This window comes from Nostoc cycadae WK-1, assembly GCF_002897135.1.
In the GTDB taxonomy this organism is placed as follows: domain Bacteria; phylum Cyanobacteriota; class Cyanobacteriia; order Cyanobacteriales; family Nostocaceae; genus Nostoc_B.
Map to the genome: position 1 here is coordinate 379,049 of NZ_DF978424.1, position 16,519 is coordinate 395,567.

The following is a 16,519-nucleotide window of genomic DNA, read 5'->3' on the forward strand; positions in this document are numbered from 1 at the left end:
GTCTTTTTTTATCAGGTGCAAGATGTGAGCTACCAAAATTACCGAACCAGATGTCATCAAACCTCGCAAAATCCCCGCCAGCATTTTACCAATATGCAGAGCTAGAGGATGTATGGGAGCTAGTAACATCTCTTCAAAGGTTTTGCTAAACAGCCTTTCTCCACAAATGGAAAATGTTGTCCCGCCAAAGCTAATAGTCATTGATGATAAGGCTACCATCCCCGGCAGAATAAATTCTAAATAATTATCATAGTTCCCGGTAATACCTGAACCTGGACGAATTGAGCTACCCAGTCCCAAACCAAAAGCCAAGATATATATTAATGGAGATATTAAACCCGTTGCGGCAACTTGTGTAATTCTGGCACGTAATTTCAACCACTCTCCCCAGAAAACTGTCAGACTATCCGCAACTAGAAGTGGAAATTGTGTAGTTTGAAATCTTTTTCCCCAGAGAAATGCTTTTTGAGATGTCACTTGCTTGTAGTTTAATGATCAAAGTTTTTGTAAGAATACTTTACAATTTTAGTTGACTCAATTAATGCTAGTAATAAAAAATGCTCTTCTTCCACTCATGTATTATTTATCACTAAATAGAAAATAATCACGCTGCTAAATTTTGCAGACAATCATCGTCAAGAATCGGCATACTGAAATAAGGAGCGCAGTTCATAAAGCTCCCTGCTTTCCAAAACGTGAAGGTGTCAAGTACAAATGAGACGTAAATCAACTGGTAGATCAGCTACAACATCTAAACCTCCGGCTTTTCAGCCTTCTCTGTTCAACCTCACCACGATCGCTATTTTGGGAGGTGTGCTAGTTTTGGGTATTGGCATTGGAATTGCTTTTAGCTCCACAACTACATTAACGCCATCCAACGTGGCTTCGCGGGAATTTATTGATACTAGAGCGCCAAACCCAGAGATTTGTGTACAGTACGGCGCTAGTGCAATGGTGATGGATGCCAGATTATTTGTGACACTTAACCCATTTAACGTTTATGTTGCTCAACCAAGTATGCGTCCAGGATGCGTATTAAGACAAAATAACTGGGCAATTTTAGAACAACGCAAACTTGTCACCTCTGAGCAAGTAAGAGAATGTAAAAATCGTCTGAATACTTTTGGTTTTACAGGTAGTTTAGATAGCGAAAAACCTGATATTAGATGTATTTATCAAAACGAAGCAGCGCAAAACTTTTTCACATCTCAACCGGGAGCAGTGGGATCACCTCAAGACACAGACAGATTTTAGTGTGAGAAGAAAGAACGCTTAGAGGCTAGTTTCTTACTCAACCCTCAGCACGGGCTGAACGCCCCGCTACCGCTAACAGCACTTTTAATTTATGGTTTAGGCAGAGGTTGTCCAAATTCAATCACTGGGATTTGGACTTCATTGGATTGATAGTTGGGTCTGGTTGGTGCTGTAGGAATGGGAAAATTAGGACTGGCTAAGGGCGCAGTACTATTCAAATTACCAGATTGATTGGGAAAGTTGGCTGGAGGAAGAATGGAGCCTTGGATTTGAGAAGGATTCTTGGAAGTTAGGGGAGGTACAGTGATATAGGGTTGCTGCTGGTTAGCAGTGATAGGCGGTAAAGTACTAGGTAATTGTAGATAGTTAGAATTGGCATTTAAATTAGTAGGAGTTGGTGTTTGAGGATAGTAATTATGGGAAGTTGGTGGGAGGCTATGAATAGCAGGCTGTAAGTTTGTCGGTTGAATGGCGAGATTTTTACTAGAAGTAAAAGGACGTAATACCCAGCGCGTGGGATTATTTCTAGAGATAGGTTGTAGTTTTACCTGATTGATGTCGATATAAGTTCCGGCGGCTAAATCTAGAACAATCCGAGTTATGGTGGCGTTCAATTGCGAAACCCGCACACGTTGAATTGCACCAGGATAATTTTGCTTGGTAACAACATAGCCCAGCTTAGTATCTGGCAGGTCAATAACTAGACGTGGTGGTTGAGAAAGATAAAAGTATTGCGGCTTTGTACCTGCTGACAGCATAAATTCAAGTTGTGCTGCTTCTGGATAAAATCGCCAATCATTCAACTTAGCAATTGGTGTAGCATTACTACTACCAGTTTCTAAAGTAATTGCTGTGTAAAATCCCAGCAAGCTGATACTAACTAGACGCTGGCTGAATAAAAAAAACCATTTAGGTTTTGGGCTTGTGTACATTATTTGTATTATGCGTATATTTAGACACAAGAAAGGTTGGCGGAATTAGTAAAAGGTGATACCTCATTCAAAGCAAATTTTAGGCTTTAAATTACGCAATTACCAATTACCCAATTCCTAACTTCCATAATTTGCCCACATTTAATGGCTATTTAACTTTTGTGATTTTTCTTGGGTTAGTTGTTTGGTTGCAGTAAATCTCAGAGTTTGGGGAATGCCATTAACTGTTAGTTGACCTGTCATTTTATCTTGATCTATCAGCTGCATTTGCATGGTGAGTGATTTACTTGTGTCAAGTTGCGAGTTTGGATGACGACACAGGATTTCTGGAGCAACTTTGCCAGAAAAACTGATCTGTTCTTTTTGCAAGATACCTGTGAGGGAAAGCGGTTTTTCAGTATCTGCATAAGAACTTACAGGCAATAAAGAGGCATTCAAATAAATACCTGATTGTTGGATATTTAATACCAGCGAGTCTGCTGTGGCACACTTTGATAAGTTTGAGGCTAGAGTAATAAGGTAGCGGCCGTCAACTACAGAAGGCGCTTTGAGATTATTTTCTCCATAGGCTGTGACAGTTTTAAACAACAGTAACACTGAACCTATAGCTACTCCATAGAAGGTTAAAGATTTAACATTCAAATGATTCATTGCTTTGTCACTTTTGATTCTTGGTTGGTGATTTCAGGCAGTACAGAAGCCAGATGAGAGGTAACTTGACTGTAACGACGGGTAATCAGCAGAGAGGAACGGCATTGAATTGCTAGTGCATCTGTATATCTGCCGAGAGTTTGACGCTCAATTCCCCAAACACGGCTGGTGCCTGCAATGGTGAGGTCAACTGTTTCGGAAGCGGTAACAACGGCTTGAATTGGCTCTGGGGATGCGACTGTTTTAATTTCAATGCGATCGCGTACACTAGCTGGTAGTTGCTCCATCATTTTGTACAATTCATAACTCAACTCATCTTGGTGGGGATTTTCCCCAAGTACCTGTAAAATCTGCAACATACAGGTATCGCGGTTAATCAATAGTCTCAAAGCTAAAATCAAGGCTAAATCATCATGGATATTTGCCGAGTAAGGAACCAATAAGTTTTCTAAGCGCTCTGACCCCCGGTCTACAAATACGGCAACATCCACTGGTGCGGTACTCAGAATTTGCCCGACTCTGCCACCTAAACGATTGTTACTAAAAGCTGGACGGTGCCATCCAACGAGAATTAAATCGGGTTGCTCAATTTGGGCGATTTGGGCTGTTTCCCGCGCCACATTGCTTGATATACGAATGATGGGATGTATATGAGAACGAGCTATTGGCGGTTCTAAGGTGCTAATTAATTGTTCTAGTTCTTGGCGACGCTGAAGAATTAATCGTTCTGCTTCCACTGGGGTACTCTCAAAAGCATAATCTTCTTGTAATTCAATTAAGCTGAGAGGATTGACAACAGCAGGTTGTTTGTAATTCAGCGCTAACGCCACTGCCAACTGTACCAAACCTTTTTGGGTGCTGGGATTTGCCACCGGGACTAAAATTCGGTAACTAGGAGCAGATTCAACAATGGTAGCGGTTTCAGCAGATGTTTCTACTTCTAAGTCTGGTTCAACGACATCTAACTTAATCAGGCGTTTTGGATATGTCCACTCCAGCAGCGGCGAAGTCATAAATGTTGTGACCAATGCCATAATTACCAGCATGGTAAAGACTAGGGGCGAAATTACTCCCAACTCTAGACCAATGTTGAGAACAATTAGCTCGGTTAAACCGCGTGTATTCATTAACCAACCAAGGGCTGAGGCTTCTCGCTTATTAATACCACTGACACGAGCCGCAATATATGTGCCAATATACTTCCCTGCGATCGCCACTAACAATATCAGCCCGCACAATAACCACAATTCAGGACGATTTAGTAAACCAATCTGCGTTCGCAAACCACTATAGGCAAAAAATATTGGTAGCAGAAATATCAAGACAAAATCTTCTGTTTTAACGGCTAATTCCCGAACTAAATCTGCATTCTTGGGCATTGCTGCACCCAGTAAAAATGCGCCAAAAATGAGGTGAATCCCAATTAGTTCAGTGATTAGTGCAGAACCAACTACCGCCATATAAATTACAGCTAAAAGTAACTGGCTTAAGCGTCCGGTACGCTTATAGTAGGTGGCTAACCGTTGGAGAAACCAACGCCCTACCGTCAGCATAAAAGTAATGTAGACAATGCTCTCAATAATTGTGGGTATAGCACCAGCAATGTTACCTGTTCTGGCTACGGCGATCGCTACTGCTAAAATACACCATGCAGTCACATCATCTACAGCTGCACAAGTTAATGCCAAGGTTCCCAGGCGCGTTCCCTGCAAATTGTTCTCCGTAATAATTCTTGCCAATACTGGAAAAGCAGTAATTGACATTGCTGCACCTAAAAATAGGGCAAAGGCAGTAAACGAGACACTAGCATTAGAAACCAGAGGATACAGCAGTAAAGACAAAATAGCCGCCAGAGAAAACGGCACAATTATGCTGACATTCGAGGTAAGAATTGCTGCTTGTAAGTTTCCACTGAGATATTTAGGATTAAGTTCTAACCCAATTAAAAACATGAAAAATATTAATCCCACCTGAGACAACACATTAAGAAACGGGATCGTTTCGGGTGGGAATAAACTAGCTGCTACATGGGGAGCAAGCAATCCAAATAAAGATGGGCCAAGCATAATCCCGGCAACAATCTCACCAATTACCAAAGGTTGCTTAATTGTTTTGAATGCCAGACCTATGAGCCGGGACAGTCCAATAACAATCAGCACCTCGATCAGAACGAGAATAACTGTGTGCATGGTTTCCTCTAAAAGACTATCTGGTTTCTCTAAGATGATTCTTTAAAGAATGGGAAATTGTCAACCTTATTAAGCATATTCCATGTAAGTTTATGTTCGATGAGGATGTTAATTGTTGTTACGACACCATCATATTAATCCACAGTAAATTGCTTAAATTTAAGAGATATTTAGAGAATAATGGGCAAATTTTCGAGATAAAACTCAGTGAATGATTAACAATTATTAGACATATCTTTCGTATTACCATCTAAGTTTTATGTTTTAGCCATTATAGGTTCAAACGTTCTCTATAGATTTACTTAATAACTATGTAATTAATACTATATAGATAACTTGTAATCACTTATTGAACTAAACAGTTGTTTATAAGTTATTTTTGGGAAAAATTTAAGTATTAGTAGTTTTATGCTATCAGGATGTCATATATTACATTTCTCCTGAGAAGATATCTGAGAAGTATTAAATATTTCATCTGATGCCCCCTAGCCTCTTTTTTATAAGAATTTAGGGGATATACATGTCTCACAAAAGTATTAAATTATGCAATAAAATCAAAATTACCTATTGACTGAAGTCGATTCAGATAAAAGTAGTTGAATGATGAACTCAGTACCTTTGTCTATAGTAGACTCTACTTCAACCACTCCTCCATATTTTTCTACGACAATTTGTCTGGCGATCGCTAACCCTAAACCTGTTTCCTTACCACCCCTTTAGTAGTAAACAAATGGTCAAAAATCTTTTGTTTGACTTTTTCAGTTATTCTTTGACCATTATCAGCAATTGAGATTTTTACGTATTTATCTACGATTGATGTTGTAATAATAATGCGGTTAGAATTAGCTAGAATTTCTGCGAAGCTCTTGCCAATATTAGATTCTTCTAAAGCATCTATAGCATTGGCAATAATATTCATAAATACTTAATTTAATTGTCCGGGGAAACAATCAATTTTCGGTAAACTACCGTAATTGGTGATTACTTCAATTGCCGGACGCTGTTCATTAGCTTTCAGGCTATGTTTAAGAAGAAGAATTGTGCTATCAATCCCCTCATGCAGATTAAATTTTACTTTGTAATCCTGATCAGCACGAGAGAAAATTCACCATGAAGTTGAGCATCTTGGGATTGGGGCGATCGCTCCACCTGTCAGCCGCAGCCTAGAGAAAAAATATCTGACTCAACAATTATTGACCATTGACTAGTTCCAATCTTGCTCTTCTTTTTTGCCGCGACTTTTGTAAATCCCCCCTAAGTTATGGATTTGGCGAGTTTTAGCAAAAAGTTCAGATTCGGTCAAACCCCACTGCTGCAAGACTTTATCTAGGTCTTTTTGGATGTCTCGCGCTCCTGGAAAGCCTTGATAACGGATGCGTAACCGCGCTAATTCTGCCAAATTATAGTCTGTTGCTTCTTGAGCGAGTAGAATATCAATAAAGGGGCGATCGCGGTTGTAAAGTGGATGTTGTTGATCTTTACTGCCGTGCTGTTCTGGCATATTTTATACCTTTAGTCCGATCCTTAATTCATTCTGAGTCTAGAGTTGAGATTCCTTCCATCGCAGGATAATTAAAGATGAGGGCAAACACACCTTACCTCTTACGGCTCTCACCACTGCCAGTCAATAATAAATAAAGATACATTGTCTTTAAGAAAATACAAAAAGTTTTAACGAGGGTGAACCTCAAATCACCCAAGTCCAAGCAGCAAGGGAGCAAGAACCCGCTATGTTTGAACACTTCACTTCCGAAGCCATTAAGGTCATTATGTTAGCTCAGGAGGAAGCACGTCGCCTGGGACACAACTTCGTAGGAACGGAACAAATTCTCCTGGGTTTAATTGGAGAAGGAACGGGAGTTGCTGCCAAAGTGCTGAGTGAGTTGGGCGTTACCCTCAAAGAAGCACGACGCGAAGTAGAAAAAATTATTGGTAGAGGTTCTGGATTTGTACCGCCAGAAATACCTTTTACTCCTAAAGTAAAAAACCTCTTTGAGCAATCGTTTAAAGAAGCTCATGGTCTAGGACATAACTACATCAACACTGAACACTTGCTTTTGGGTCTAACCGAAGCTGGTGAAGGTGTTGCGGCTAAAGTATTGCAAAATCTGGGGGTTGACCTCAGACTAGTTCGGACTGCTGTCCTGCGTCGTTTAGGTGAAGATGGCAATGTGACTGCGGGTGGTAATAGTCCACGGCGTAACCAACAAGCACTAACCCTAGAAGAGTTTGGCAGAAATCTCAGCAAACTAGCACAAGAAGGCAAGCTAGACCCTGTAGTTGGTCGAGAAAAAGAAATTGAGCGTGCTATTCAAATTCTCGGTCGCCGCACGAAAAATAATCCTGTGTTGATTGGTGAACCAGGAGTTGGTAAAACTGCGATCGCCGAAGGTTTAGCACAACGGATTGTTAACCAAGATGTTCCTGAACTCTTGTTGAACAAACAAGTTATCAGCCTAGATATGGGCTTAGTAGTAGCAGGAACCCGCTTCCGTGGAGACTTTGAAGAACGCCTGAAAAAAATCATGGACGAAATCCGTTCCGTCGGTAACATCGTCCTGGTAATTGATGAAATTCATACCCTTGTAGGTGCTGGTGGTACAGAAGGCGGTTTAGATGCAGCCAACATCCTCAAACCAGCTTTAGCACGGGGTGAACTTCAATGTCTAGGAGCCACAACCCTAGATGAATACCGCAAGCATATCGAACGTGATGCGGCTTTAGAACGGCGTTTCCAACCCATATTGGTGGGTGAACCTTCCGTTGAAGAAACCATCCAAATTCTTTACGGCTTGCGTGGCGCTTACGAACAACATCACAAAGTAGAAATTACTGATGCGGCTGTTTTAGCAGCAGCCCAGTTGTCAGATCGTTATATTAGCGATCGCTTCTTGCCAGATAAAGCCATAGACTTAATTGACGAAGCTGGTTCTCGTGTCCGGTTGCGAAACTCGCAAATCTCCGCTAACAAGGAACTCAAGCGTCAACTGGTAAGTGTAACTAAAGCTAAACATGAAGCTGTTAGACTCCAAGACTTTGACAAAGCAGGTGAACTCCGCGATCAAGAATTAGAAATTGAAGCTCAGTTACATACAGAGCAGACTATTTCTATTCCCACTGTTGGCGAAGAAGACATTGCTCAAATTGTCGCCTCTTGGACTGGTGTCCCAGTCAACAAACTTACAGAATCTGAGTCTGAGTTGTTGTTACACCTGGAAGACACCCTGCATCAACGGCTAATTGGTCAAGAACAAGCCGTTACCTCTGTCTCTCGCGCTATCCGCCGTGCCAGAGTTGGCTTAAAGAATCCCAACCGTCCTATTGCCAGCTTTATCTTCTCCGGCCCCACAGGAGTTGGTAAAACAGAATTGGCTAAAGCCTTAGCATCCTACTTCTTCGGCGCAGAAGAAGCAATGATTCGCTTGGATATGTCGGAATTTATGGAAAGCCATACCGTATCTAAGCTGATTGGTTCTCCTCCTGGTTATGTCGGCTACGATGAAGGCGGACAACTGACTGAGGCTGTGCGACGCAAACCCTACACAGTGTTGCTGTTCGACGAAATCGAAAAAGCACACCCTGATGTTTTCAACATGTTGTTGCAAATCTTGGATGACGGTCAACTTACCGATGCGAAAGGTCGGCGGGTAGACTTCAAAAATACTTTGATCATCCTCACTTCTAATATCGGTTCTAAAGTGATTGAAAAAGGTGGCGGTGGTTTAGGTTTTGAATTTGATAATCAAGCCGAGGCTAGTTATCATCGCATTCGCAACTTAGTGAATGAGGAACTGAAAACTTACTTCCGTCCAGAATTCCTCAATCGATTGGATGAGATTATTGTCTTCACTCAATTGTCTAAGGATGAAGTCAAGGAAATTGCTGAGATTATGCTCCGCGATGTTGCTAACCGCTTGACCGAAAAAGGTATCGCCTTGGAAGTTACGGAAGCGTTTAAAGAACTTGTCGTCAATGAAGGTTATAACCCTAGCTATGGTGCTAGACCTTTACGCAGAGCAATTATGCGCCTGTTAGAAGATTCTTTAGCGGAAGCAATGCTATCTGGCGAAATCGGCAATGGTGACACAGCTATTGTCGATGTAGATGATGATGGTCAAGTTAAAATCCGCAAATCAGATACGCGTGAATTACTCTTAGCGAATGCTCGCTAATTATCACAATTTCACAGTTTGAAAATTAAAAATCCCTTGGTTAATCAACCAGGGGATTTTTAGTAATGTATGCTGACTAAGTAAAAGATAACGAGGCATCTTTAAATTTGTAATTCTTCAGGGCTAGTTACAAATTATTTCCCATTACCATTACCGTTACCGTTACTAGCAAGTACTTGTTCGGCAAGTTTTTCTGGTACTTCTTGGAGATGGTCATAATCCCAGTGGAAAGAACCAACGCCTAAAGTGAGCGATCGCAACTCTACAATAAAGTTTTGCATCTCTGCTTGGGGCAAATAGGCAGAAATATTATCCCATCCTTGCCAATCTTGTCTGCCTTCATAACCGAGAATTTGTCCCCGTCTCCCACTCAGCAGTTGCAGCACTTTTGCGGTAAATTCGCTGGGTGTGGTGACTTGTACCCGCAAAATTGGTTCTAGTAAGGTGGGTTGCGCTTGGGGTATCCCTGTTTGCATTGCCAAACGCGCTGCTTGTTTAAAGGCTTGTTCGGAACTATCAACGTTGTGATAAGAACCGTTGGTGAGAGTCACAGCCACATCCACAACTGGGAAGCCTAAAGGCCCATGTGCCAAAAATTCCCGCACACCTATTTCTACCCCAGGAATATACTGTCTCGGAACTACGCCGCCGACAATGGTTTCTTTAAAATTGAAGCCTTCACCGCGTGGTAAGGGTTTGATATCAAGAAAAACATCGCCAAATTGTCCATGTCCGCCGCTTTGGTGTTTGTAGCGTCCATGTACTGAGGTAACGGGTTTGCGAATTGTTTCTTTATAAGGTACTTGCGGTAGATGGGTAGTCATGGGCAAATTATATTTGCGGCGGAGTCTGTCTAAGGCGACTCGCAAATGAATTTCACCTTGACCCCAAAGAATCACTTCGTGGGTGTCGCCGTGTTGTTCCCAAGCTAGAGAGGGGTCTTCTTCTAGTAGTTTGGCGATCGCACTGCTAAGTTTGACTTCATCATTGCGCTTTTCGGGGGTAATCGCCAAAGCATAGACAGGTTCCAGCTTTTCAGCATTGGGGAATGCTAGTTTAATTTGTTCTGCGGAGAGTGTATCCCCTGTTTTGATGTTTTCCATCCGGCTTAAGGCGACAATTTCCCCAGCCACAGCTTCATTTACAGATTGCTGTTGTTGTCCCATCAGGCGATAAAGTCCACCTGCACGCACACCGTTGAGGACAATACCATCAGTTAATTTACCTTGCCAAACCCGCACCAAAGAAAGTTTGCCACCTTGAGGAGTGTAGTAAGTTTTTAATACCTGGGCTAAAGGTGCTTTGCTGGTGATATTTTTTAAACGCCGTTCGGCTGTTGTTTCTGGTTCTGGTGCTTCCCTTAACAGTGCTTCTAATAACGGTCTCACGCCATAATCTTGTTCTGCAACCCCAAAAAAGACAGGAACTACCAAATCCGCCCCTAATTCCATTTTTAAATCTTTGAGAATTTCTTCTTGGGGTGGTTCAATATCTTCTAATAATTCTTCGAGTAAGTGGTCATCAAAATTTGCTAAAGCTTCGAGCATTTCGGCTCGTGCAGTATGTTCTTCTGCTTTGAGATCTTCGGGGAAAGGAATTTGATCAGCTGGTGCGCCGGAATGATATTGATAAGCCTGTTCGCTCACCATATCAATAAAACCGGTCAGTTGTTCCCCTTGCATGATTGGGTATTGGTGCGCTACCAAAGGACGGCTAGAAACTGCTTTTAAGGCGTGTAATGTTTCTAGAACATGAATATTTGCCCGATCCATTTTGTTAACAAAGACAAGATGGGGTATTTCCCAATCGTCTAAGAATTTAAATAGAGGAGCTAGGGTGAGGACGCGATCGCGTATGGGTTCGCAAACTACAATTGCCGCATCAACTCCCATTAAAGCATTGTATGTTTCTTGGGCAAATTCTACGCTTCCCGGACAATCTATAAAGGTAAAACGAGTTCCGTTATAGTCGGTGCTGGCGGCGCTAACTTCTACAGTCATTTGGCGATCGCGCGATTCTGCTGCACTATCTCCAACTGTGTTACCATCCTTAACGCTGCCTTTACGAGAAATTGCGCCAGTAACAAACAATAAACTTTCAAGTAAGGTAGTTTTTCCACTTAAATAAGGGCCAACAATTGCAATATTCCGCGAACCCGTGTTTACTTTTTCGCTCATACAACCTCCCTTGCGGTAAGTTCTTCTTACCTGCACTACCTGTATTTTTCAGGGACAAATAATCTTCTCTCAACAGAGAATGATCCCTGCTTTAACTTGTCATTATCCTCCCTTTAATCAGATGCGAAAAAAATTGTAGTTAGTCGTAAGATTTAGCTTAAGAAATATTAAGTAATCAAAACTTTAATAGAAAATTTAAAATATTTGTTAAAACTTTTTCCATCACTCAAATATTAGCTTAATCTAACTTAAACTTTGTCAAAAAATGCCGTTATCATTCTACAAATATCCCATAATTGGGTTAATAAATCTCAGCTTATTGGGCGGTAGTACTTTTTTACTAACTTCCCAAGCTTTGACTGCTGAACCTGCTTGGTTGCTAACACAATCAACAAATCAAGCTGCTGTAGACTGGTTAAATCAAGGATTACAGTCAATTCAAGCAGGAAGAATCCAAGATGCGATCGCCTCTTTTCAAAAAGCAATTCAGCTAGACCCAAAATTAGCGCCAGCCTACTACAATTTAGGGTTAGCATACAGACAAACAGGACAATTAAAGCCAGCAGCCGACGCATTTTATCAAGCAACCCAAGCCGATTCTCAGTTTGCTCCCGCCTTTGCCAATTTAGGCGGAGCCTTGTTAGAAGGCAATAATGTGCAACAGGCCAACGATTATTTACAACGGGCGATAGAATTAGACCCAAAACTTGGCTTTGCTCACTATAACTTGGGCTTAGTACAGCAACAGCAACAAGATTGGGAAAGAGCGATCGCCTCCTTTAAAAAAGCCGCAGAATATAGTCAGAATGCGCCGGAACCTCATTATCATTTAGGTATATGCTATCTGCAACAAGGTAAGCTAGATAAAGCAAAAAATGCCTTTCGCCAAGCCATCAAAATTAATCCAAAATATACAGAAGCTCACTATAATTTGGGGACGATTTGGTTTAGCCAAAACAAATTAAAAGAAGCATTAGCAGCTTTTAGAAAATCTGCCGAAGCCAACTCTAATTATCCCAATGCTTATTATGGTGCGGGATTGGTATTTATGCAGCAAAAAAAATATGCCGAAGCCGCACAAGTATTGCAATATGCCAGAGATTTATATAATTCTCAAAGGAATGTTCAGTGGGTACAAAATTCCGAAAAATTGTTGCAACAAGTACAAAATTTAAATTACCAACCACGCTGAGGCGCGAATTTTAACAATAGGTCACAATAAGAGAAAAGGGTAGACTAGCTGGTGTGGTGTGAAATAGACCTAATGGGAACATACCAATGCAAAAGCGCTTCAAAAGTCGATTTTTATTTTGCGATCGCTGGCTTGATCGACATTCAATTGCTCGCAACATGGAAGCTTTTCAAGACTTACTTGTGATTGTCTTGTGCTTAAGCTTATTCGCAGTCATGATCATCCAGATATGGAGCATATTTATTGCCATAACACAGACATTAGACTATAAACATGTAACTGCAAAAATACTCTTTGTCTTGATTTTAGTTGAGTTATTTCGACTGTTAATGATTTACTTGCAAGAGCATAGTATTTCTGTTGGTGTAGCAGTTGAAGTCACAATTGTCTCAGTTCTCCGAGAAGTAGTTGTTCACGGAGCCTTAGAAATTTCCTGGATTCAAACAGCCGCTATTTGTGGCTTGTTATTTATTTTAGGTAGTTTATTACTCGTGTGCGCCAAAACACCACACATGGATTGCATGAGTGCTAATACCAAATTCTGTCCTATTGTCTATCAAGGGGGTAGAGAAAGGCAAAACGAACTAGAATTCCCCTATTCACATAAATGTGATGAACATCAACCACTGGCGTAAATTCCCCAATAAGTGATAACTCTGTGGTAATAAAAACTCAACATTTGCTTAAGGCTGCGTCAGCAGCCTTTGTGCTTTTTTCTACGCTTTTGGGGAGATGAACCGCGCTTTTAAGGTGAGTAGAAATGAAATAGAAACTTACATGAGGTCAATATATGACTACAGGTAACGGACAATCTCAACAACCCATCAGCAACCTAGAATACGATTTTGTCACCGTACTGCACAATAAAGCTGAAGCGGTTAAAGCCTATGACACATACATCCAAGATGCACAACAAGCAAACTCTCAGCCTTGCGTAGAATTATTCCAAAAACTGCGCCAGTCTGATATGGAACAAGCACAAGAAATTCGCCACCATCTTCAACAAGTGTTGCAACACGGCAAGATGTAAAGCTAAAAATTAACACACAGTCAGCAGTTGATCAACTAAACCACATCTAAATTTGTGGATGAGAAGTATCAATAACTCTTGTGGGGGAACCACTGCGATGGGCAGGTTCCCCGACTTATAACAAGTTCAGCTTTTGCTATAGCATTACGTCAAGCTATTTTCGCGGCTATACGGTAATCCATCTCTTTAGAATCAACTGGATGATAGCTAAGTAGAGGGACATAAATAATTGTAATTAGGACTAGGCAGGAGGCAGAAGGCAGGAGGGAAGAGGTTTTTAACTATTTTGTCTAAGACTTATCTAGTTAAGTTTATTTGTGTCTTCTTACTTAGTTTGATGAAAATAATCAAATATGCCATCAATAATTCCCTCAAAAATTGCTGGTATTCACTCAAAAGGAATAATTTCTTCATCATCAATTTGCCAGACAATCTCAATCTGTGAGTGATCAATTATAGGCTCGATTTTTAAGCACACATGACCATAGCTGTGAATACTAGAAGATTGTCGAACAAATTTACCTTCTGCTATTAATGGTTGAGCAATAGAGTAAAGCTTATTTTTTAATTCTTGCTTTGTAAGTATAATATTGGGCATTACTTAATCTTTTGCCATTCATATAGATTAATTAGACTCTTAGCCTCGTATTATATAAACTCTGTAAAGCTAATAACCCAGCACCATAAGCAGGTTCATACCTTGGAAACATTACCTTTACGTGCGGAAATTGATTAACTATTGCTGTTGTAAATCTCTCATGTATTTGAGATTTACCTTGCCACACACTACCTGTAGTCACAATTTCAAAAGCTGAGTCAGGACTAAAAATTGTATTAATAACTGTAGATGTAGCTTTCACTAATTCCTTAACAGCATCATCAATTACACTGTTAGCTAATTTATCGCCTGAAGCTGCTGCTAAATCTACAATTGGTGCTAAAGATGCTATTTCTTTAACTCCCCATCCGCGGCGATATATTACTTCTATTAATTCTTCTATACTCTGGAAACCAAGATGCTGTTTAAAATCTTGTACCAAACTTGTTTGTATCTCACGCCCATCATAAGATTTTAATGCTGCTTGCATACCAGCAACAGCGATTTTATAGGCGCTTCCTTCATCTCCTAAAATGTATCCCCAACCGCCTACTCTTTTAGTTTCTCCTTGTTGATTTCGACCAAAAGTTATGGAACCAGTACCCGCAGCCACGACAATTCCTACATCATGACCGACTCCGCCAACTAAAGCAATTAAAGCATCATGGCAAATTACTATATTAGCTGGCTGTAAATCCCAAGTAATCGGCAGGAATTGACTGTTTTGTAATTCCTGCACCATATTTTTAACTACTTCAATATCTCCAGAACGTCCAATACCAGCTAAACCTAAGCAGATGGCTGAAATTTTGATTATGTTTGTGAACTTTAATGCTTCATTCGCAGCTGCATTAATAGCAGAATGAATGGATTTTAGCGCTGCTTCAACGCCTATGCTTTGATAATTAGATGCGCCTGCTTCAGCATGACCTAGCACTTGACGACTATCATCCATCAAGATACATACAGTTTTACTACCACCGCCATCTATTCCTAAAACATAACTCATGAGACTAATGTGCAGGAGATTTTTTCTGTGTTTCTTCTTTTAAAGGAATGAAAAATAAAACAATCATTCCTGGAATAGTTAGCAAACAAACCAAGCTAAAAAACAATGTATATCCTAATAATGGTTGCAAATATCCACTGACTATTCCAGGTAGCATCATACCTAGTGCCATGATGCCAGTAGATATGGCGAAATGAGATGTCTTATATTCACCTTGAGAAATATACATTAAGTAAACACTAAAAGCTGTAAACCCAAAACCATAACCAAATTGCTCTAATGAAACCAGCAGATAAACTAAGTTCAATGAAGGTTGATTATAAGCCATATATACATAAAATAAATCTGGCAAGTTCAAGGCTAAAGCCATAGGAAAGAGACATCTTCTTAAACCATACTTGGCAATTACTAATCCACCTAAAATTCCACCTGCGATTAGTGATATTACACCGAATGTGCCATACACTAAACCAACATCTGATGTCGATAACCCTAGTCCGCCTGCTTCTGGTTTATCTAACAAAAATAAAGAAGCAAATTTGACAAGCATTGCCTCACCAAATCTATAAAGTAAGATAAATGCTAGGATAACTAGAATTTTTTCTTGGGCAAAATAGGAACTAATAATTGTCCAAAAAGGTATGCTATCTGTGCTTTGTAGCTGTCGTGGTTTATCGGCATCTGGTAACGGTAAACTGAAACGGTGAAAAATACAAAGTATGGCTAAAACTACAGCAGAAAAACCGATCGCAGTAGTCCAGCTTAAGGGAATATTGTCGAGATATCCTTCCAGTTGCCCAGCTAACACAACTAATAGTCCTGAACCAAAAATCACCGCCAGTCGATAAAATAGCGAGCGAATACCGACAAAAAAGGCTTGCTGTTCGGGGCTTAAAGCTAATAGATAAAAGCCATCTGTAGCAATATCATAAGTAGCGGAAATAAATGCTCCCACTGTTAATGCACCGAGGGAGATAAAAAAGAAATTAGGCAGTTGTAAGCAAAAGGCAATTAAACCCAAGCAACAGAACATTGCTAGTTGGGTATAGAGTATCCAAGTTCGTTTGGTGGAATAAGTATCAACAATTGGCCCCCAGAACATTTTAATAACCCAGGGTAGATAGAGCAGACTTGTCCACACAGCAATTTGTGTGTTGTCTACGCCGAGTTTTTTATAAAAGATGACGGAGACTGTGTTGATGATGATGTAAGGTACACCGGAGGCGAAATATAAGGTGGGGATGTAAAGCCAGGGGGAGCGTGACATAAGATGAGAATAATTTTTTAAACGAACCGCAAAGGAGAGGCAGCGCGT

The 16,519-nt window shown here is 40.6% G+C and carries 14 protein-coding genes and 1 pseudogene; 5 read left to right on the plus strand and 10 right to left on the minus strand.

The annotated features are described in order from the left end of the window. Positions 1 to 477 (minus strand): ABC transporter permease (locus NCWK1_RS08035; RefSeq protein ID WP_187308083.1); only part of this gene is annotated, 477 nt, incomplete at its 3' end. 237 nt (positions 478 to 714) lie between these two features. Here NCWK1_RS08035 and NCWK1_RS08040 point away from each other — a divergent pair. After that, positions 715 to 1,254: a DUF3172 domain-containing protein gene (locus tag NCWK1_RS08040; protein ID WP_103124334.1), complete on the plus strand. Its 540-nt coding sequence runs from the start codon at positions 715 to 717 to the stop codon at positions 1,252 to 1,254. A gap of 89 nt (positions 1,255 to 1,343) precedes the next feature. On the opposite strand, the gene NCWK1_RS08045 is transcribed toward NCWK1_RS08040, so the two are convergent. The 5 genes and pseudogenes from NCWK1_RS08045 to NCWK1_RS08065 form a co-directional block, all read right to left on the minus strand. Next, the gene (locus NCWK1_RS08045) at positions 1,344 to 2,186 is read right to left on the minus strand and encodes an AMIN domain-containing protein (protein ID WP_187308084.1); all 843 of its coding nucleotides are present in this window, start codon (positions 2,184 to 2,186) and stop codon (positions 1,344 to 1,346) included. A 141-nt stretch (positions 2,187 to 2,327) separates the two neighbouring features. Beyond that, positions 2,328 to 2,837 (minus strand): hypothetical protein, encoded by a 510-nt coding sequence (locus NCWK1_RS08050; protein ID WP_103124335.1) that lies wholly within the window; start codon positions 2,835 to 2,837, stop codon positions 2,328 to 2,330. After that, on the minus strand, positions 2,834 to 5,026 hold the full coding sequence (locus tag NCWK1_RS08055) for a cation:proton antiporter (protein ID WP_103124336.1): 2,193 nt from the start codon (positions 5,024 to 5,026) through the stop codon (positions 2,834 to 2,836). The genes NCWK1_RS08050 and NCWK1_RS08055 overlap by 4 nt, the downstream gene beginning before the upstream one ends. A 560-nt stretch (positions 5,027 to 5,586) precedes the next feature. After that, a pseudogene (locus NCWK1_RS08060) lies at positions 5,587 to 6,128 on the minus strand (sensor histidine kinase); the annotation flags it as partial. Between the two features lie 102 nt (positions 6,129 to 6,230). Continuing rightward, positions 6,231 to 6,527 (minus strand): DUF3288 family protein, encoded by a 297-nt coding sequence (locus NCWK1_RS08065; RefSeq protein WP_103124337.1) that lies wholly within the window; start codon positions 6,525 to 6,527, stop codon positions 6,231 to 6,233. A 229-nt stretch (positions 6,528 to 6,756) separates the two neighbouring features. Here NCWK1_RS08065 and NCWK1_RS08070 point away from each other — a divergent pair, with 229 nt between their 5' ends. Further along, positions 6,757 to 9,198: an ATP-dependent Clp protease ATP-binding subunit gene (locus tag NCWK1_RS08070; protein ID WP_096575694.1), complete on the plus strand. Its 2,442-nt coding sequence runs from the start codon at positions 6,757 to 6,759 to the stop codon at positions 9,196 to 9,198. Between the two features lie 134 nt (positions 9,199 to 9,332). Here NCWK1_RS08070 and NCWK1_RS08075 read toward each other — a convergent pair whose 3' ends face one another. Further along, positions 9,333 to 11,375 (minus strand): elongation factor G, encoded by a 2,043-nt coding sequence (locus NCWK1_RS08075; protein ID WP_103124338.1) that lies wholly within the window; start codon positions 11,373 to 11,375, stop codon positions 9,333 to 9,335. A gap of 265 nt (positions 11,376 to 11,640) precedes the next feature. On the opposite strand from NCWK1_RS08075, the gene NCWK1_RS08080 reads away from it, so the two are divergent. The 3 genes from NCWK1_RS08080 to NCWK1_RS08090 all read left to right on the plus strand — a co-directional run bounded on the left by NCWK1_RS08080 (position 11,641) and on the right by NCWK1_RS08090 (position 13,597). Further along, positions 11,641 to 12,567 (plus strand): tetratricopeptide repeat protein, encoded by a 927-nt coding sequence (locus NCWK1_RS08080; RefSeq protein WP_103124339.1) that lies wholly within the window; start codon positions 11,641 to 11,643, stop codon positions 12,565 to 12,567. Between the two features lie 86 nt (positions 12,568 to 12,653). After that, a complete protein-coding gene (locus tag NCWK1_RS08085) occupies positions 12,654 to 13,202 on the plus strand; it encodes a phosphate-starvation-inducible PsiE family protein (protein ID WP_103124340.1) in 549 nt (182 codons plus the stop codon). A 155-nt stretch (positions 13,203 to 13,357) separates the two neighbouring features. Next, complete coding sequence (locus NCWK1_RS08090) at positions 13,358 to 13,597, plus strand: hypothetical protein (protein WP_103124341.1); 240 nt, start codon at positions 13,358 to 13,360, stop codon at positions 13,595 to 13,597. Positions 13,598 to 13,985: 388 nt separating this feature from the next. Here the strand turns inward: NCWK1_RS08090 and NCWK1_RS08095 are convergent, their stop codons facing one another. Genes NCWK1_RS08095 through NCWK1_RS08105 form a run of 3 tightly spaced genes read right to left on the minus strand, consistent with a single transcriptional unit; the run spans position 13,986 to position 16,471 of the window. Next, positions 13,986 to 14,195, minus strand: a complete 210-nt coding sequence (locus NCWK1_RS08095; RefSeq protein WP_103124342.1) for a hypothetical protein — start codon at positions 14,193 to 14,195, stop codon at positions 13,986 to 13,988. A 31-nt stretch (positions 14,196 to 14,226) separates the two neighbouring features. Then, entirely contained in the window at positions 14,227 to 15,204 is a 978-nt protein-coding gene (locus NCWK1_RS08100; protein WP_103124343.1) for an N-acetylglucosamine kinase, read from the minus strand. Between the two features lie 4 nt (positions 15,205 to 15,208). Continuing rightward, the gene (locus NCWK1_RS08105) at positions 15,209 to 16,471 is read right to left on the minus strand and encodes an MFS transporter (protein ID WP_103124344.1); all 1,263 of its coding nucleotides are present in this window, start codon (positions 16,469 to 16,471) and stop codon (positions 15,209 to 15,211) included. Positions 16,472 to 16,519: the final 48 nt, after the last annotated feature.